The organism is Rhodococcus sp. 27YEA15 (assembly GCF_049739425.1).
GTDB lineage: Bacteria > Actinomycetota > Actinomycetes > Mycobacteriales > Mycobacteriaceae > Rhodococcus_F.
The window spans coordinates 365766-384657 of the sequence record NZ_JBMHHW010000001.1; the positions used below are offsets into that span (position 1 = coordinate 365766).

Genomic DNA, 18892 nt, shown 5'->3' on the forward strand with positions numbered 1-18892 from the left:
CGGGCTACTTACCGACGCGAGGCATCAGCCCGGCGTCGAGAGCATGGAGTTGGATGGCCAGAAAGCGCGAGTAGAACCGCGCCATGTGGAGCGGGCCGCCCTGGAACCACAATCCGGGATGCCCTGACCGGCGCCACATTCCGCTGATTTCGCCGTCGTCCGAGAGCCCCCATACCGGATCGCACCGATCCGCAGCGTTGTCACCGAGTATCCGACGTGCGGTCTCACGCATGTTCTTGTATCCGGTTGCCAGCACGACCAGGTCCGCGTCGAGTTCGGTTCCGTCGGTGAACGCCAACCCTCGTTCGGTGAATCGCTCCACCTCGGCATGGGTCAGTTTGACCTCACCGTTCGCGATCAGTTCGACACAGCCGACGTCCACGTAGTATCCGCCCGGGCCCGAGAATATCTTGGACAGTGCGCCGGCACCGTCGATTCCCATGTCAGCTCGATATCCGACCCGCTCCAGGCTGTCGAGCATGTCGCGGTCGAGATCGGCCATCCGCTCGGTCATCTTCACGGCTCGCTCGAGGGCGAGCAGATTCGGTGTGCACGCCTGAATCAGATCCGCGTACTCGGTCGGCATGCCACCTTCGTGGTAGAGACGCCCGATCGTCTGGGAGAAGTTGGTTTCCTGACTGATGACATACGTGGACGATCGTTGGACCATCGTTGTGTCGACGCCGTTGAGATGGAGATTCTGCGCGGCATCGTGCGCACTGTTGCCTGCGCCCACGATCACCGCCTTGTCGCCCGGCTCGGTCTCGTCGCCGCGATAGTGGCTGGAATGAACAACTTTGCCGCAGTAAAGCTCTCGGCCAGGGAACTCGGGTAGTCGCGGTTCGCCGTGAACGCCGGTGGCAACCACGACATCCGACGGGTGCAGAGTGCGAACGGTCCCGTCGCCGCGGCGTACGACCACGGTCCAGAGCGCCGAATCGTCGTCGTACGACGACTCGATCAGTTCGCTCTCGGTCCAGACGTTTATTTCCATTGCCGAGGAATAGAACTCGAGCCAATCTGCGAGTTTGTCCTTCGGCATGTACACCGGCCACGAGTCGGGGAAGCTCATACCGGGGAAGTGGTCGGCCCAGATCGCGTCGTGAAGGACCAGTGAACGGTATCGGTTTCTCCAGTTGTCCCCGATGCGGGCACTCTTTTCCAGGACGAGGGTGTCGACGCCCCAGAATCCCAGCTGAGCTGCGGTCATCAATCCGTTGTGGCCACCGCCGATGACGACGACCTTGGGGGATTCCTCCTCGAACTCCACCTTCCGCTGTCTGCGGTCCGACCAGTTCTCGGTGGCGCAGAGCCTGTCTTCCGGAATCCGAACAGGCCGATTGTTGCCCCGCCGCTGTTCCCGACCCTGCAGATCGTGCAGAGTTGTCAGAAGTGTCAACGCCTTCCACGTCGTGTCCACCTCGACGATCCGGACGACTCCTCGTCCGTGTCCAACGGGGGTCTCGAAATCGAACAGCGCTTCGATGCACGGTCGTTCGGGGTCGGCGTCGATGATTCGCGGAATGAAGTCCTCACGAATTCGGATCGAACCGAAGTCCGATTCCGCGAGAAGGTCGGCGATGCCGTCGGCCCCGCACACGGACCTGAACTCCCAGTCCAGCGAGAGCAGATCCCGCCACCAGCCGTCTTCGACGAACAGTTGCGAAGCCAGTTCGCGATCCTGGACTCCTGATGCGGTGTGCAGAGCCTGTAGCCAGTTCGCGACGATGCTGTACGTGTCATGGGTCGGGAGGCAGTGAGTGTCGTTCACCGGGGACGTGACGGTCATTGATGCTCCTAGCGGGTATCGGTGTGTTCCGGCGCGAAGAGACGTGGTTCTTCATGCCGTTCGAAATGTGAAAAGTGTTACGCCCAGCCGGCTGTGACGCGATTGTCCATGCGTCCGATGCTCTCCACCTCGACACTCACCGTGTCGCCCGGGTGGACGAACTCGGGCGGCGTTCGGAAGTATCCGACACCGCCGGGGGTGCCGGTGGTGAGGATGTCGCCGGGGTGCAATGTGACGGATTCCGTGACGGTCACCAACAAGTCGGCAATTCCCGTGCTCATGTTCGCGGTCGAGGAATTTTGGCGTGCAACACCATTGACGTAGCTACGTATCTTCAGAGCGCCCGGGTCGGCGATCTCGTCGGCGGTGACGACGTGTGGGCCGATGGGCAGGAACGTATCGGGAGACTTACTCAGCATCATCTGCATCCGCTCCCTTTTCGTGACATTGCGCGCGCTGACGTCGTTGACGATGGTGTATCCGAAGACATGCTCCATCGCGTTTTCGCGAGTCAATCGAGAAGCTTTGCGCCCGATCACGATTGCGAGCTCGACCTCGTAGTCGGTGAGCGTGTCCGGCGTCGGGATCCGGATGTCGTCGTCGGGGCCGATGATCGCACCCCAGAGGAACGGGACGAATACCGGCTCGACGATGTCGATTTCGACGCTGGCTTCCTTGGCGTGATCGGGGTAGTTGCCGCCGGTTCCGATGACGTGTGGGCGACGCACGGTAGGTGGTAGGCGTCGTGCATTCTCGACTACCGGCGCGTTGTGAATGTCGATCGCGTCGAGAGCGCCCGTCGGGTCGGTCTCGCGCAACAAGGCGTCGAAATCCGGCCAGGGGAGGACAGCTATCCGTCCGTCGGGCAGGACGGCACCCAGCCCTTCGGTGTGTTCGGTCTGATATGCGACCAACTTCATCGGTTGTCTCCTGTTTCGGTGCGATCATCGCAAGGGGATAGATCAAGTCAACAAGTCAATTTATCTAACAGTGACTGAGTCACTAGGTCAAATTTTCCGGTAGTGATCGGATTGTCTGATTCGGGAAGGTGCCGGGTGGCCGCCCAGGCCCCGGCGTCGAGGGGGCCGATGGTGGGCGGGTCGCGACGGGTGTCAGTCGGGTTCGCCTCGCTGCGGTCTTCTCGCGACAGGGCTTGGCTAGCCGGAGGTTTCGCGTACCTCGTCGAGATCTCGAACTTCCTCGAGTCGGCGGCCGTTGGGCTCGAGCTTGGTGAAGGTGAAAACCAAGCCGGCTGTCGCAACGGCTGCTGCCAGCAGGATGAATGCCGGGGTGATCGCCGATTCGGTTGCTGCAGGTTTGACGAAGTCACTCGATCCTGCGAAGACGGCGAAGATGGCGGGTCCGATGATCTTGCCCGCACCGTTCGCGCCCTCGCGGAGACCCATCCCTCGTGCTCGCATGTTCGCCGGGAAGATCTCGGCCACGTAGGGCGCATGGTTCACGAGTCCGCCGTCGATGAGTAGTCCCGTGAGAACGAGTGAAGCGAAGAAGATGATTATCGTCCAGTTTCCCGGAAGCATCGGAGAAAATGCACCGGCGAGCAACCCGGCGGCTCCGGTGAAGCACGAGATCTGAAGGCAGCGGCGACGTCCCAGCGATTTGGCGACAAGAGAGAAGGCCAGGCGTCCGACGAGGCCCGCCACGCTCACCCAGATGAATATGCTGGCAGCCTTGGCCGGAGTGATATCGCCGATCAACGTCAGGATCATCGGGCCCCAGGCCTGGACCCCGTAGATTGCAATACTCAGACCCAGCATCGATATCACGGCGATCGGGAACGTGCCCTCGAGTTTGAACAGGGTCTTGAAAGCGCCGACGTCGGTTTGTGAGGATTTACCCGCGGCAATTTCGGCGCGGGTGGAATCGCTGACAGTCAGGTGGGCGACGTCTGTCTTGGTCACCCAGGCAACAGCGCGTTTGGCAGCTTCGTCGTGCCCGTTGGTCAGCAGCCACCGCGGGGATTCACGCACGCCGAAGATCGCCCAAATCGCCAGAATTGCGGGTACGGCACCGAGCATGAAGAGGCCACGCCAGCCGATCGTGGAGAGCAGAACAGCGCTCAGCGCACTAGCCATGAGCGCGCCGATCGACACCAGTCCGGAGACCGCGTAGGCGCCGATGAACGTCCGATGTCTGGTCGGGGTGTACTCGAGGACCAGAGGAGTGCCGAGGACGGGTAGTGACGGTGCGGCGAAGCCGGTGACGAGTCGAAGGACGATCAGGAGTTGCCACGCACCTTCGGGCATCAGACCCATCGCCAGAGCGCTCGCCGAAAACAGGAGGATTCCGGCCACCAGAGGTTTCTTCCGCCCGAATCGATCTCCGAGATATCCCCAGCAGAAGGCTCCGACCATGGAGCCCACCCCGGAACTGATGAGAATGGCCGCCGTGTGACCGAATGTCAGTTGCCAGTCCTTGGCGAGGACGACGATGACGAAATTGATGATGAACAGGTCGAAGAATTCGGCCGCTCCGGTTATCAGGACGAAGCCGGAAGTCGAAATATATCGTGATGTCACCGGGGCTTCGTCGAGTGCGCTGAGCAGGTCGCGTTTGCCGTTACTCTCGGCTGGTCTTCCCACGCCGCTTGCTTGTGTGTCGGTTGTCATTTTTTCCTTAGGCGGAGGCGGATTGTCGAATTGTCGAGGCCTGCCGTCGACTGCGGTATCCGTGCTGCGTAACGGTCGGATACCGGTCGGTATGGCGTGGTCCTGAGGGTGTCCTGGGGCAGGTTGTGATGGTGAGCGATCACCAACGTAGACGTGTCGACAGTCACACGTCCAATAGATGTGTGATGCCCTTGGTTATAGAGTTCATCTATGGGCTCGTTCGACCTCAACCTCGTACGCACGTTGGTCCTGTTGTGCGAGACCAAAAGTGTCACGGCCACGGCATCAGCCCTGCATCTGACTCAGCCGACCGTCAGTTACGCATTGGGCAAGCTGCGACGGATGTTCGACGACGAGTTGTTCCAGCGGACGCCGTCAGGTCTGATCCCGACGGCGCAGGCGCTTCGGCTCTACGAGCCGTGGCAGAAGGCGTTGGCCGAGATCGAGATGTCGGTTGCTCCGGTGACCGCGTTCGACGCCGCCGCCTCGGACACCCGATTCACCGTTGCGCTCTCCGATATCGGAGAAATCACTCTGCTTCCGCCGCTACTACGGGCTCTGCGCGACGAAGCTCCCGGTATCCGAATAGCCGTGCGCCCGCTGGATGTGAAGAATGCCGAACGTGAATTGGCGAGGGGTGAATTGGATGCCTTCGTCGCCACTCCGGTAATTCCTTCGGACATGATGACAAGGATTCCGCTACATTCGGAGCCCTACGTCGGCTTGGTCCGTGCAGATCACCCCAGGCTGCGGACAACGCCGATAGATCACGAGCAGATATCCGCCGAAGAATTTGTCAAAGTGGCTGGTTCTGCAGGTCACGCAGCGCCGACGCGGGCGATGGAGGGGCTCGGTCTCGGCAGGAGAACTGCTCTCGAAGTGTCGACGTTCGCCGCCTTGCCGCACGTGGTCACCGATACCGATCTGGTGGCGATCATTCCTCGGCGCCTGGCCGAGGTCTTCGCCATCGGGCACGACCTTCGATATTTCGACCTCCCCTGGGAAATCGAGAAGGCCGAAGTGGCCGTCTACGCACGGCACAGCCATTCCAGGTCGGCGGCCCAACATTGGCTGGTCGGATTCATGGTGAGTGCGCTCAAACGCGGGGGGTGGTCGGAGGCGTCGCATGGCGTATCGGACGACATCGAGTGACGTCGAGTCACCTACTTCGTGCCGACCGATGCACGCAATTCTCGGGTGATGACCGCTGCCGCCATTCGAACGACCTGAGCGAGGCCGGCCATGTTCTGATGTCTGGTCGGCACCACCACTGAAATTGCCGCAATGGCATTTCCGGACGAATCGAATACCGGGGCTGCTGCCGAGGCGAGCCCTTCGGTCATCTCGTTGCGGGATATCGCGAACCCGGTCTCCCGAATGTTCTGGAGATGGTTTCGAAGCTCGCCGGAATCGGTGAAAGTGCCGGAAGCCATCGGGGGCAACGGCTTCGAGAGGATTCGGTCCCTCGACTCGGCGCTGCCGAAAGCGAGCAGAACCTTTCCGGGTCCTGTTGCGTGCAGTGGTAGTCGATGACCGACCTGAGAAGTCACCGGGGCGTGCCGCGGAGTCAGTTTCTCGACGTAGAGCGCCTTGTCTTCGTCGAGTACCGCCAGATGGACAACTTTGTGCGTGGTCTCGAACAAATCTTCCAGGACGGGTAGTGCGACGTCTCTCAGTCTGCGTTCGGTCGGCGCCAGCGTGCCGATCTGCCACAATTTGCGCCCCACGGTATACGTTCCGCGAGGTGTTCGGTCGATGCCTCCCCACCGGACCAGTTCGGCGAGATAGCGGTGCGCTGTTGCCAGGGGCAGACCTGATTGCGTAGCAATCGCCGAGAGGGTCAGTTCCGGGCGATCCCCGCTGAATACGTCGAGCACCCCGAGCGCGCGAGCCAGGGAAGTGCGACCCGACGTGGTGTTCGTCGAGGGTTCGGCTTCGGCGGGCACTGGTTCCTCGGCTCCTGATCGAATCGGGCAGGTTGGGCGGAATGCGTATCGGTAACTCTTCCATATGTTGGAAGAGTTGTGGCGGGCGGTGACAACGCGATGGCAGTCTCCTCGAAATATGCCCATCCGGAACGGCGAGTTTCTCGAACGGTCCACAGCCCTCATCGGTAGTGGTCGACTCGGGGCCGTCCAGGACGGGCGTCGACACGCGCCACGGATTCGTGAGGTGATCCCGGATCCGGCCGAAATCTTGGCGCCTCACCGATTGGAACGAACTGGACATGGTATCCGTACGCGACGTTGTCTACGACTTGTTACGGGCAAACGGGATGACCACGATATTCGGAAATCCGGGCTCGAACGAACTTCCGTTCCTTGCCGGGATGCCGGACGACTTCGAGTACGTTCTCGGCCTGCACGAAGGGGTCGTTCTTGCGATGGCCGACGGATATGCGCTGGCAAGCGGTAAGCCTGCGTTCATCAATCTTCATGCTGCGTCCGGTAGCGGAAATGCGATGGGACCGTTGACGAACTCGGTGTACTCGCACAGCCCGCTGGTGATCATGGCAGGCCAACAAGTGCGCTCGACGATCGGCCAAGAGGTGATGCTTGCCAACGTGGACGCGGCGATGCTCACCAAACCGCTCGTGAAGTGGGCATGTGAGCCCGCGTGCGCACAGGACGTGCCTAGATCGATGAGCCAGGCAATTCATCTGGCCACACTTGCGGCCAAAGGTCCGGTGTATCTCTCGGTTCCGTACGACGACTGGTCGCAGGAAGCACCTGCCGATGCCGGACACCTGCTGACCCGGACGACGAATGTCGCGGGCGGAATCAGTGCGGAGCGAGCGGCAGATCTCGTCGCCGCCCTCGACGGTGCGAGATCGCCGGTCCTGATTCTCGGTCCGGAGGTGGATGCCGAAGGAGCCAACACCGAAGCAGTCACGCTGGCCGAGCTGCTCAATGCGCCGGTCTGGGTGGCCCCTTCTCCCTCGCGTTGCCCGTTTCCGACCCGGCATCGGAGCTTTCGCGGGGTTCTCCCGGCCTCCGTGCAGGGCGTGACCGAGTCGCTTCGCGGTCATGATCTGATCCTGGTGGTCGGCGCTCCTGTATTCCGGTACCACCAGTACGTTCCAGGAGAACTTCTTCCCGACGGAGCCCGGTTGATTCACCTCACCAGCGATCCTGGTGAAGCAGCGCGCGCCCCGATGGGCGAATCGATCGTGGGCAGCATCGGCGAAGTGCTCAGCCACCTCGCCGGCAGGGTTTCGCCGGGACGACGTAAGCCGTTGGATCAGTTGCCGGACATCGTCTCTGCTCCGAAATCGTCGGGACGTATGCATCCGGATGCTTTGTTCGGTCTCCTACGTGACATCGCGCCCGAGGACGTCGTGTACGTCAAGGAATCGACCTCCACCACCACGTCGTTCTGGGCACAGGCCGATCTCAGCTTGCCTGGCAGCTACTTTTTCCCGGCCTCCGGCGGACTCGGGTTCGGTCTGCCCGCGGCAGTGGGTGCACAGCTTGCCCACCCTCGACGTCAGGTTGTCGGCCTGATCGGAGACGGCTCGGCCAACTACGGAATCACCGCGCTGTGGACTGCCGCCAGGTACGAAATCCCGGTCATCATCGTCATTCTCAAAAACGGAACGTACGGTGCGTTGCGATGGTTCTCCAAGATCCTGGGATCGGGTGAGACACCAGGACTGGATGTGCCGGGAATCGATTTTGTCGCCATCGCCTCGGGCTACGGTGTGACCGCGACGGCCGTGCAGGACGAACACGGTTTCGTCGAAGCCTTCAATGCTGCTCGCGCAAGCGGAAAACCGGCACTGATCGAGGTCGAGACCGAGGTCGTCGAACCCTGAACGCCGACCACACAGGAGACAGGATCTTACATGGGGAAATTCGAGTTCTCCGACTTCGACTACCTCGAGAAGCGGGCGAGGAAGCAACTACCCACAGCCGTATTCGACCACGCGATCGGATACCCGAGACGAGGTGTGACTGCGCGGGCGAATGTTTCCGCTTTCGATCAGGTTACGTTCAACGCTCGGGCAGCCGTCGGCTTCGGTCGGCGTGAGCTGTCCGTGGACGTGCTCGGTGACCGAATATCGATGCCGGTCATGCTGGCGCCGGTGGGCGGGCTCCGACTCGTTCATCCGGCAGGCGCGCCGGCCTGTGCTCGCGCGGCCTCGACAGCAGGCACGATCTCGTGTATCAGTATGCTCTCGGGGCATGATGTCGACGAAATAGCTTTTGCGGCAGACGTTCCCATGTGGCAGCAGTTGTACCTGTCGCACGGTCGACGGTATGCGGAAGAGATCATCGCCGGTGCTGCCCGACACTCGTACCGCGCGCTGGTGGTGACGGTCGATTGCAATGTTCAGCCGACGAAAGTCATGCCGGTCGGAATCAATCTCGCTACTGCTCGTGCCTACGGCACGGACGTGCTGACCCGACCGAGATGGCTTGCCGGATTTCTACGCGACGGCGCGAAGTTGGAGGCGGTAAACGCCGCCGTCGCACCGCGAACAGGGGAACCGGTTCTCTGGTCGGATCTGGCCTGGGCCAAAGAACTGTGGCCCGGAGCGCTGGTGGTGAAGGGAATCATGAGGGTAGAGGACGCCCGTCGCGCCGTCGACCTCGGCGCAGATGCGATTGTGGTGTCCAATCACGGTGGACTGCACCTCGACGGTCTCCCGTCCGCGCTGTCCGCACTTGCGGCCGTTGTCGATGCCGTGGGTGGGCAGGTAGAGGTGTACTTCGACGGTGGTATCCGTCGCGGAACCGATGTGATGAAAGTTCTCGCGTTGGGAGCGAAAGCCGCATTCGTAGGGCGAGCGTACGTCGCCGGACTCGCAGTCGGCGGCCGGGCGGGAGTCGATGCGGCACTGGCGATGTTGCGGCGGGAGATGGACACGGCGCTGGGCCAACTCGGCTGTCGTTCGGTATCCGAACTGGATCGAACCTACATCGAGTACCCGGGAAATGCGGCTGTGAACTCCGCGACGGCAGGGTCGTGAATTCTCGAACTGGTTCGTCTTGTCACTGACCTAGCGGCGTTGTCGACCGCGGGGCGTTGTCGACCGCGGGGCGTTGTCGACCGCGGGGCGTTGTCGACCGCGGGGTGTCGACGACACCCGGTCGTCTGTCGGGTGTTGACGTGCGCGACAGAGGACCGGGCATCGAGATGGCGTCAGAAGTTGCCGCGTGCTTCCTGCTCTCGCTCGATGGCCTCGAAGAGCGCCTTGAAGTTGCCCAACCCGAAGCCCAACGAACCGTGTCGTTCGATGAGTTCGAAGAACACGGTGGGACGGTCGCCGACCGGCTTGGTGAAGATCTGCAGCAGGTATCCGTCCTCGTCGCGATCGACCAGGATGCCCCGCTTCTGCAGTTCCTCGATCGGGACACGAACCTCACCGATACGTGCGCGCAGCGCCGGATCCTCGTAATAGGAATCCGGTGTGGCCAGGAACTCGATGCCCTCGATCGTCAGAGCGTCCACTGCCGCGAGAATGTCGTTGGTGGCCAAGGCCAGGTGCTGAGCGCCCGGCCCTTGGTAGAACTCCAGGTACTCGTCGATCTGCGAACGCTTCTTCGCGATCGCGGGCTCGTTGAGTGGGAACTTCACGCGGTGATTGCCACTGGAGACGACCTTGCTCATGAGAGCGGAGTAGTCGGTGGCGATGTCGCCGCCCACGAACTCGGCCATGTTCGTGAAACCCATGACCCGGTTGTAGAAGTCGACCCACTCGTCCATTTTCCCGAGCTCGACATTGCCGACCACGTGGTCGAGTGCCTGGAAGATGCGCTTCGGTGCACCGTCGCGCTTGGTGTACTCGGAAGTACGCGCGATGTAGCCGGGCAGGTACGGGCCGTGGTAACGGGATCGATCGACGAGCGTGTGCCGCGTGTCGCCGTACGTGGCGATGGCGGCGACGCGGACGGTGCCGTGCTCGTCGCTGACATCGTGGGGTTCGGTCAGCACGGTGGCACCCTGGGTGATCGCGTGTGCGATGCACCGGTCGACGTCGGGCACCGTCAACGCGACATCTCGAATACCGTCGCCGTGCACGCGGTGGTGCTCGATCAAGGGGCTGGCGGGATCGACAGCACCCTTGACGACGAAACGCACCGCACCGCTCTTGAGGACGAACGCGTGATGGTCGCGGTTTCCGGTCGAAGGTCCGGAGTAGGCAACCAGTTCCATTCCGAATGCCGACTGGAAGAAATGTGAAGTCTGCGTGGCATTTCCGACGATCCACTCCAGTGCGTCCCAACCACTGACCGGGAACGGATCGAGATTGTCGTCGTATTCGACGAGTCCGACCAGCTGGCGAAGCTGATCGAGATCGAGTCCGGCCAACTGTTCTTCGTCGGTGAGAGTCTGTTCGACGGTCATGGGGAGCCCTCTCTGAGTACGAGATGAATGATTGCGTCCGGGAACGACCCCGGACCGGCAATACTCAAAGACAAGCATTCTGCACGAATATTGGTCAACAGGGGCAGATTAACCTGTGCATATCGACGGAATAGGTAATCAGTTCCCATATTTTCGAGCCATAATGACTAGAATCTATTCAACGTCGACGTGATGGAAGGGCTCTCGTGAATCTGGACGCGGTCGATCTGGCTCTGCTCGAGGCGATGAACACGTACCCCGGGGCCGGTGCGCTCGAGCTGTCCCGGCATGCAAAGGTTGCCAGGGCAACGGTGACAGCTCGGCTCAAGAAGATGGAAGATGCCGGGGTCATCGCCGGGTACGCGCCGCGTATCGATTTGGCGGCAGCCGGTTTCGGGGTTCAAGCATTTGTCACCCTGGAGATCGCGCAGGGTGCGCTGGATCGAGTGACCGCAGAGCTCGAGGCGATACCAGGTGTGCTCGAAGCGTTCGCGACCACCGGATCCGGTGACGTGCTGTGCCGCATCGCGGCTGCATCCCACGAGGATCTACAGGCGACGTTGCTGCAACTGAACCGGGCCGGTATCGCCAACCGTTCGACAAGCGTCATGGTGCTCTCGGTTGTCGTACCGCTGCGGTCGATGCCACTGATGCGAACCCTCGAGGCCGCGCACCGGACGAAGGCTCCGGCGTACCGCCGGTCGTCCGATGACGGTGGATCTTCGAAACAGGCTTTCACTGAGTGAAATTCGTCTGTTCACCGGCTTTCGCGACTAGCAACGTGGTGCACACCTGTGAGATGCGGCGCACAGCTGTATCCGAAACCGAGGAGCGATCATGACGGCATTGTTGAACGAGCGGGTGTGGGAATCGAAGGTGTTCACGGGCGAGTGGACCGCAGGCGGCGGCGAGGATCGCATCGTGGTCGAACCTGCGACCGGTGAGCAGTTGACCACGGTCGGGACGGCTACCCCTGACGACGTTGCCGTCGCGGGGCAGCAAGCTGCGATCGCTCAGAAGGATTGGGCAGCCAAGCCGTACACCGAACGCGCCGCAGTACTGCGACGAGCCGGTCAACTCTTCGAGCACTACGCCGACGAAATCGGGGAATGGCTGATTCGCGAAGCGGGGAGCATCCCGGCGAAAGCAGGTCTGGAAACCCATACCGCGGCCGAGGAATGCTACAACGCCGCAGCTTTGGCCGCGCATCCGATCGGAGAGGTCCTTCGATCCGAACAGCCGAGACTGAGCTTCTCTCGCCGCATTCCGGTCGGAACCGTCGCAGTCGTGGCACCGTTCAACTTCCCCCTCATTCTCTCCATCCGCGCAGTGGCGCCGGCACTGGCACTCGGGAACTCGGTGATTCTCAAACCTGATCCGCGCACGGCGATCAGCGGCGGCGTGGTCCTCGCTCGTGTCTTCGAGGAAGCCGGTGTGCCCGCCGGTGTGTTCGGTATGCTGCCCGGTGGCGCGGATGTCGGTGAAGCTCTGGTTGTCCATCCCAGCGTTCGTGTCATCGCATTCACCGGATCCACGCGCGCAGGACGGGCCGTGGGAGAACTGGCCGGGCGTCATCTCAAACGAGCACATCTGGAATTGGGTGGAAACAACGCCTTGATCGTGATGGACGACGTCGACATCGAAAAGGCGGTATCGGTAGGTGCTTTCGGATCCTTCATGCATCAGGGGCAGATTTGCATGACCACCGGTAGGCAGTTGGTCCACGAGAGCATCGTGGACGACTACACTGCGCTCCTGGCCGAGCACGCGGATCGGCTCCCGGTCGGTGATCCGTTCACCGGGCCGGTGGCGCTGGGCCCGATCATCGACGGCAAGCAGCGCGACCACATTCACTCGTTGGTCACCGCCAGCCTCGAAGCGGGCGCGACCTTGGCGGCAGGCGGAACGTACGAGGATCTGTTCTACCGGCCTACTGTTCTCGCCAGGACGCCTTCGACGGCACCGGCATTCGCCGAGGAGGTGTTCGGACCGGTCGCGCCGGTATGTTCCTTCGCTACCGTCGAGGAGGCCATCGCGCTTGCGAACAGCACCGACTACGGCCTGTCGCTGGGTATCCTCACCGGTGACGCCATGCGTGGGCTCGAACTTGCCGAGCAGATTCCCACCGGACTCGTTCACGTCAACGATCAGACGGTGGCCGACGAGGCAGTCGTTCCGTTCGGCGGGCTGGCAGCGTCGGGTAACGGTGGCCGGGTGGGTGGGATCGGGGCAAACCTCGACGCCTTCACCGAAACCCAGTGGGTGACCGCGCAGAGCGCACTGCCGACCTACCCGTTCTGACTTCGGTACGTAGACCCGAGAATGCCCCGCCCTCGAGGGCGGGGCATTCTTCGATCGAATCCAGGTGCAGGCCGAGTACTCGGACCAGTCACCGGGTCCCGTGGGTGCGAGTTGCTACGACCCGGTCAGGAGTTGCGGTGACGCGGACTCGTGTATCAGAGTCATGACCTGCGAGCGTAGAACGCCGAACTCCGGAAGTGCTTTGGTGGCAATCTGATCTCGCTCGCTACCGAGTTCCGTGTCGACCCGGATGCGATCGCGAACGCGAGTCGGCGAGCCGGAGAGGACGACCACCTCGTCTCCCAGGTACACGGCTTCGTCGATATCGTGCGTCACCAGCACCACGGTCACCCCGAATTCGTCGCGCACTCGAAGCATCAGGTTCTCCAGATCGGAACGGGTCTGAGCATCCACGGAAGCGAACGGTTCGTCCATGACGAGTACGTCCGGCTGGAATGCGAGCGCCCGCGCGATCGCCACACGCTGTTGCATTCCGCCCGACAGTTGCCACGGATACTGTCGTTCGTGACCGGAAAGACCAACTGCCTGAAGTGATTCAAGAGCTCGGGTTTCTCGTTCGAGCTTGTTCATACCTTTCGATCGCAGCGGAAGCACGACATTCTTCATGACGGACATCCACGGCATCAGTGAGCGACTGTAGTCCTGGAACACCACACATCACCACGGCGAGTCTCGACGGCGGGCGGTGCACGAGTTCGCCCGCCAGACGGATCTCGCCGCTGGTCGGCTGTAGAAGCCCTGACATGCAACGCAAGAGCGTCGTCTTGCCGGCTCCGGAAGGCCCGACGATGCACGTGAACTGACCTGCCGGAACATCGAGATCGACGTGATCGAGGACGAGTCTCGGCCCGGAAGCGGTTTCGTAGGTTTTACTCAGCCCACGGATCGACAGAACCGGGGTCGTTGCCGTGGTTGTTTCATCGTTGGTGTGCATGGACATCCTCGTCGGTGAGAAGAGATCGTTCGGTCTGTCGGTAGTCATCGCACTGCCGCGTGCATTCGCCGATGCCAATGCAGTACGACGCGATCCACGCCGAGGAACGCCAGGTTGAGAAGGTAGCCCACCACCCCCAACATGATTATTCCCGACCACATGTCGGCTACCGCATAGCTGCGTTGCGCCTGCAGGATCTGGTATCCGATGCCGTTCGTCGCGCCGATCATCTCGGTGAAGATGATTACCGTGACGCCGATCGACAACGCCATGCGGATACCCACCATGATCTGCGGGGAGGCGGCGGGGAGCACTATTCGGAGCATTCTGTCGGCGAACCCGATGTGATAACTCCTGGCGACGTCTTCGACGACGGGGTCGATTCCGCGGACACCGTCGACGGTGTTGAGCAGTACCGGCCAGACCGATCCGAATGCAATCAGACTCACCTGCATGGTCGGACCGACACCGAGAAGGAGGAAGGCAGCCGGAAGGAGGGCGACACCGGGTGTGGCCCGGAGGAATTCGAGAATCGGTGCCAGTGCATCCGAGAGCAGGGGCGTCAGTCCGAGAACCAGTCCGACCACAATCCCGATGACGACAGCTATGGACAATCCGAGGAACAGTCGTCCCAGTGAGGGGACCGCGTCACTCCAGAAATGGGAGAACACCCACATGTCGTGGAACGAGGTCGTTATCTTCGAAAGAGGCGGGAAGTAGCGGGATGTGGAATGTCGAGTGGTGAACCACCAGGTGGCTACGAGAACGACCGGGATGAGGACCTCGAGCAGCACCAGGCCTGCGCGTCGCGCGATCGGTGAAGCCGTCATCTGTTTGCCGGATGCCATCGAAGGACCCTTCTCTCGAGTGCGATCATCCCGAGATTGACTGCTACCCCGAGGATTGCGCTGACCACGATGTATGCGTACACCAGCGAGACATTTCCAACTTCTTGCGCAGAACTGAGCAGTTGCCCGATACCGGGAGCTCCGCCGATCAGTTGGGCGCCGATCGCCAGCATCAGGCTGATGGTGGCAGCGAGCCTGATGCCGGTCGCCATGAACGGTGCAGCGCTGGGAATCACCAAGTCGACGACGTAGTAGCGGGGTTTCCACCGGTACGAGCGTGCGACGTCACGCGCAACCGGATCGACCTGGTGAACTCCGTACATGCTTTGCAGCAGCAGCGGCCAGACGGACCCGAACACGATCAAGACCAGAGCCATCGTTTCGGTGGCCCCGTACAGCAGCAGCGCCAGGGGAATGAGTGCCACGGGAGGAATGGTCCGTAGGAAATCGACTGTCACCCGGCACATTCGATAGGCAATGGTGTTCGCCCCCAGTATCAGACCGACAGGAATGGCGATGACCATGGAGATGGCCATGCCCTTCGCCCAGATACGAACGGTGTCCCATACCGCGATCCAAAATTGCTGGGTGCCGACCAACCTGGCCAACTCGGTTGCAATCTGGGTGGGGGTTGCAACTGCGGACGACGGCACGAGTCCGCCCGATACCGAGAACTGCCATACGAGCAATGCGAGGGCGATGAACCCCGCTCGAAGTAGCGGGAGTCGGAGGCGAACCAGCAGCGTCCTCCGGCGAGCAGGCCGGGCTGATTCTTCGATGAGTGCGCCGTTGTTCGATGGTCGATCGATGGGCACGGCAGTGCGTGATGTTCGCGCGCGTTCGTCTGTCAGTGGTTTCATCGGGCGGTGTCGTCAATCCTGCACGACGACATGGTCGGCGAGATTTTCGATGGGAGCGGAAAGGATCCCGTACCGAACCATGTAGGTTTCGAGTTTCGCGATGCTGTCGAGAGTCAGGGGAGGTCCGAAGGTGGGGAGGGTGACCGCGGCAAGTTGATCCGGCGTCATGTCGGTCGACGTCTTACCGACCTCGCGGATGAGTTCGGGTGTCGCCCCCAACGCGGAATTGGATTCGTTGATCGAATCGACGAACGACTTCACGATCTCGGGGTTACGGTTCACGAAATCGGTAGTGGCAATGTACGTTACCTGCGGGACACCGGCCATGGTCGTCGACAGACCACCCTTGGAGACCAGACGCAAACCGGCGTCCTTTCCGGCTGTCACGAACGGCTCGGCAGCTGCCGCCGCGTCGACGGTCCCGCGCTCCACCGCGTCAGGCATTTGGGCGAAACCGGCTTCGATCCAATTGACGGTGGTGGAATCGCCGCCGTTCTCGTCGATAGCGGCTTGAAGACCCAGTTGGGAAAAACTTCGAAGCGCATTCACGGCAACGGTGGTGCCGTCGAGGTCGGCCACCGAGCGGATCGACGAATCGTCCTTGGCGAGCAGAGCCGAAATATCGGCCTCCGGATCGGCGGGAACGACATTTCCGCCGACGACTATCTTGATCGGGTTTCCCTGTGAGATCGCTGTGAGTGCGGAGACGGGATCGGCTGCGGCGAAATGAAGTTGGCCGTTCAGGAGCAGCGGAAGTGACTGGGCTCCTGATTGGGCGTTTCTGGTTTCGACCGTCAGTCCGTGCTGCTCGAATATTCCACTCGAGTTTGCATAGTGGAGGGACGTGTTCGACAGTGCGGTCGGGTTGCTGACCTGCAAGATTTCGGGCGCTTCCGCCGACGCGTTGTTTTCGCCCGAGAGCGAGCAACCGGTCAGAGCGAGGGTCGAAGCCACTACGGCCACGAGGGATACGCGGATAGTTCTGATCACTGCAATTCTCCATTGGATTGACGAATCAAGAGTGAGTAACCCGTCGGGCGCGTACGACGTTCACCTTTTGACCAGTTGACAAAGTTACTAAGTAAATTATTAGCTGGGTCACAGATGCCCTGTCAATACCCGCCCAAGGATGCCCACCCGCCGGGCCCGCGGTGCGGGGGCCGCATTTTCGGGCCTGGCGGCGTCGATCGTGGCCTGTTGGATGTACCGCCAGGTCGAGGTGGCCCGATGCGAGATTTCCGTTGTTGACGTACCGATCCTGCGGTGCGACTATGGCCAAGTCACTAAGTCACTAGTCAAAATGGGAGTTGCTTCATGAGCATGGCGACCACGTCACAGGCGATGGGTGAGCGTATGCGGACCGAGGATGCCGAGCGCACCGCTCGCTCGTGGATCGACGGATTCCACGCTGCCGCGTCCGGTTCGGATGGATCTTTCGTCGACGAACTGTTTGTCGAAGACAGTTGGTGGCGTGACATTCTCGCGCGATCCTGGGACTTCGAAACGATTCGTGGTGTCGATGCCATCGGCGGCGCGATCGGCGACGGCGGACTGACGAATGTCCGACTCGACGAAACTGCGAGTCCCCGTCTGGTCGAGTCCGATGCGGGCGAGGCGTTCATCGAGGCGATATTCCTCTTCGACACGACACATGGCGCCGGTCGTGGCGTGGTTCGTCTGGAAATCCTCGACGGAACATGGAAGGCATCAACGCTTTTCACTACTCTCCAGGATCTTCGAGGGTTGGAACAGCGTCGGGGGCATCGTCGTCCGGTGCGCATTCCCGAGGTGAAGGGTTCGGCACTGGAGAACTGGGCCGACTGGAGGCGACGTACGTCCGATTTCGAGGATTCTTCCCCGACGGTCGTCATCATCGGTGGTGGACACAACGGACTGATGACGGCCGCGCATCTCGGATTCTGGGGTGTGGATACCCTCGTCATCGAAAAGAGTCCTCGAATCGGTGACAACTGGCGCAATCGCTACCGCTCTCTGGTGTTGCACGACGCGATCTGGGCAGATCACTTTCCCGGAATGAGCTTTCCGGACTCGTGGCCCGTGTACATGCCGAAGGACAAGCTCGCTGATTGGCTCGAATTCTATGCCTCTGCAATGGAAATCAATGTGTGGGCGGGAGCGGAACTGGAAGAGTCGAGTTACGACGACGCCACGCAACGATGGACGCTGACGGTGAGGCGCTCGGACGGGACCTTCCGGACGCTCAGCCCGACCGACGTCGTCATCGCCACCGGTGTCCACGGCGAGCCCAATACGCCGGAGTTCGCCGGCCGCGAGGCCTTCACCGGGAAGGTGGTCCATTCCAGTCACTACCGCGGCGACGAGGTCGGTCCAGGCGATCGTGCAGTGGTGGTAGGTGCCGGAAACAGTGCCCACGACGCGGCACAGAATCTCCACGCGAACGGTGTCGGTGTCACGATGTTGCAGCGGTCGAGCACATACATCGTCAGTCAGAAGTCGCATTACTCGCAGACGATCGGCAAGCTCTACCACGAGAACGGCATGCCGACGGAGGACGCCGACCTCGTTCAGGCTTCCACCCCGAATCTTCTCGCGTTGGAGCGCGGCGTCGAATTGACCCGGCGCATGGCCGATCTGGACCGTGACATGTTGGACGGGCTCGAGCGCGCAGGCTACCGATTCGACATGGGCGTCGGTGGCGCCGGAGTGCTGTCCAAGATCCTCTCAGGGCCGGGTAGCTACTATCTCGACGTCGGGTGCGCGGAACTCATCGCGTCGGGAAAGGTCCGTCTGGAACACGCCGAGGTCCGGAATTTCACCGCGAACGGTGTAGTCCTCACCGACGGTACCGAATTGGATGCGGAGCTCGTCGTTCTCGCGACCGGATACAAGAACATGCGTGAGACGGCCCGGCGGATACTCGGCGACGACGCCGCCGATCGTTGCGATCCGGTGTGGGGTATGAAGGCAGACGGCGAGATCAGCGGAATGTGGCGTCGTTCAGGGCATCCAGGTTTGTGGTTCCAAGGCGGGCCGTTGTACATGGCGCGGTTCTACTCGCGTTTCCTGGCACTACAACTGCACGGGTTGAAGTCGGGTCTGATGGACCGGAGGTAGGTCCGGCCGGCGATTCACTGTAATCTCTGATGATTCGGTGATTCACCAAGAGACCAAGGGAA

General features: G+C 61.5%; 16 protein-coding genes. 6 read left to right on the top strand and 10 right to left on the bottom strand.

Features of this window, described 5'->3' with window-relative positions; all coding sequences use genetic code 11:
- Positions 1–4 precede the first annotated feature (4 nt).
- The 3 genes from ABH922_RS01695 to ABH922_RS01705 form a co-directional block, all read right to left on the bottom strand.
- Positions 5–1789 carry a flavin-containing monooxygenase gene (locus tag ABH922_RS01695; protein WP_424805281.1) on the bottom strand — a complete coding sequence of 595 codons (1785 nt, stop codon included), beginning with the start codon at positions 1787–1789 and terminating at the stop codon, positions 5–7.
- Between the two features lie 77 nt (positions 1790–1866).
- Positions 1867–2709, bottom strand: coding sequence for a fumarylacetoacetate hydrolase family protein (locus tag ABH922_RS01700; protein WP_424805282.1), 843 nt, complete (start codon positions 2707–2709; stop codon positions 1867–1869).
- A 237-nt stretch (positions 2710–2946) separates the two neighbouring features.
- Positions 2947–4419, bottom strand: a complete 1473-nt coding sequence (locus ABH922_RS01705; protein WP_424805283.1) for an MFS transporter — start codon at positions 4417–4419, stop codon at positions 2947–2949.
- Between the two features lie 210 nt (positions 4420–4629).
- Here ABH922_RS01705 and ABH922_RS01710 point away from each other — a divergent pair, with 210 nt between their 5' ends.
- The gene (locus ABH922_RS01710) at positions 4630–5571 is read left to right on the top strand and encodes a LysR family transcriptional regulator (RefSeq protein WP_424805284.1); all 942 of its coding nucleotides are present in this window, start codon (positions 4630–4632) and stop codon (positions 5569–5571) included.
- Positions 5572–5582: 11 nt separating this feature from the next.
- Here the strand turns inward: ABH922_RS01710 and ABH922_RS01715 are convergent, their stop codons facing one another.
- A complete protein-coding gene (locus ABH922_RS01715) occupies positions 5583–6365 on the bottom strand; it encodes an IclR family transcriptional regulator (RefSeq protein ID WP_424805285.1) in 783 nt (260 codons plus the stop codon).
- A 281-nt stretch (positions 6366–6646) separates the two neighbouring features.
- On the opposite strand from ABH922_RS01715, the gene mdlC reads away from it, so the two are divergent.
- Entirely contained in the window at positions 6647–8233 is a 1587-nt protein-coding gene (mdlC, locus tag ABH922_RS01720; RefSeq protein ID WP_424805286.1) for a benzoylformate decarboxylase, read from the top strand.
- Between the two features lie 30 nt (positions 8234–8263).
- Positions 8264–9391 carry an alpha-hydroxy acid oxidase gene (locus ABH922_RS01725; RefSeq protein WP_424805287.1) on the top strand — a complete coding sequence of 376 codons (1128 nt, stop codon included), beginning with the start codon at positions 8264–8266 and terminating at the stop codon, positions 9389–9391.
- A 173-nt stretch (positions 9392–9564) separates the two neighbouring features.
- Here ABH922_RS01725 and hppD read toward each other — a convergent pair whose 3' ends face one another.
- Complete coding sequence (hppD, locus tag ABH922_RS01730; protein ID WP_424805288.1) at positions 9565–10770, bottom strand: 4-hydroxyphenylpyruvate dioxygenase; 1206 nt, start codon at positions 10768–10770, stop codon at positions 9565–9567.
- A gap of 206 nt (positions 10771–10976) precedes the next feature.
- Here hppD and ABH922_RS01735 point away from each other — a divergent pair, with 206 nt between their 5' ends.
- Both ABH922_RS01735 and ABH922_RS01740 read left to right on the top strand, forming a co-directional pair.
- The gene (locus tag ABH922_RS01735; RefSeq protein WP_424805289.1) at positions 10977–11516 is read left to right on the top strand and encodes an Lrp/AsnC family transcriptional regulator; all 540 of its coding nucleotides are present in this window, start codon (positions 10977–10979) and stop codon (positions 11514–11516) included.
- 91 nt (positions 11517–11607) lie between these two features.
- Positions 11608–13071: a benzaldehyde dehydrogenase gene (locus tag ABH922_RS01740; RefSeq protein WP_424805290.1), complete on the top strand. Its 1464-nt coding sequence runs from the start codon at positions 11608–11610 to the stop codon at positions 13069–13071.
- 114 nt (positions 13072–13185) lie between these two features.
- Here the strand turns inward: ABH922_RS01740 and ABH922_RS01745 are convergent, their stop codons facing one another.
- The 5 genes from ABH922_RS01745 to ABH922_RS01765 are packed head-to-tail and all read right to left on the bottom strand — an operon-like array spanning position 13186 to position 16724.
- Positions 13186–13698, bottom strand: coding sequence for an ABC transporter ATP-binding protein (locus ABH922_RS01745; RefSeq protein WP_424805291.1), 513 nt, complete (start codon positions 13696–13698; stop codon positions 13186–13188).
- Complete coding sequence (locus tag ABH922_RS01750; protein ID WP_424805292.1) at positions 13628–14074, bottom strand: ATP-binding cassette domain-containing protein; 447 nt, start codon at positions 14072–14074, stop codon at positions 13628–13630. The genes ABH922_RS01745 and ABH922_RS01750 overlap by 71 nt, the downstream gene beginning before the upstream one ends.
- On the bottom strand, positions 14071–14874 hold the full coding sequence (locus ABH922_RS01755; RefSeq protein ID WP_424805293.1) for an ABC transporter permease: 804 nt from the start codon (positions 14872–14874) through the stop codon (positions 14071–14073). The genes ABH922_RS01750 and ABH922_RS01755 overlap by 4 nt, the downstream gene beginning before the upstream one ends.
- Positions 14853–15734 carry an ABC transporter permease gene (locus ABH922_RS01760; RefSeq protein ID WP_424805294.1) on the bottom strand — a complete coding sequence of 294 codons (882 nt, stop codon included), beginning with the start codon at positions 15732–15734 and terminating at the stop codon, positions 14853–14855. Before ABH922_RS01760 ends, ABH922_RS01755 begins: the two co-directional genes overlap by 22 nt.
- A gap of 12 nt (positions 15735–15746) precedes the next feature.
- Positions 15747–16724 carry an ABC transporter substrate-binding protein gene (locus tag ABH922_RS01765; RefSeq protein ID WP_424805295.1) on the bottom strand — a complete coding sequence of 326 codons (978 nt, stop codon included), beginning with the start codon at positions 16722–16724 and terminating at the stop codon, positions 15747–15749.
- Between the two features lie 324 nt (positions 16725–17048).
- On the opposite strand from ABH922_RS01765, the gene ABH922_RS01770 reads away from it, so the two are divergent.
- Entirely contained in the window at positions 17049–18830 is a 1782-nt protein-coding gene (locus tag ABH922_RS01770) for a flavin-containing monooxygenase (RefSeq protein ID WP_424805296.1), read from the top strand.
- Positions 18831–18892 lie beyond the last annotated feature (62 nt).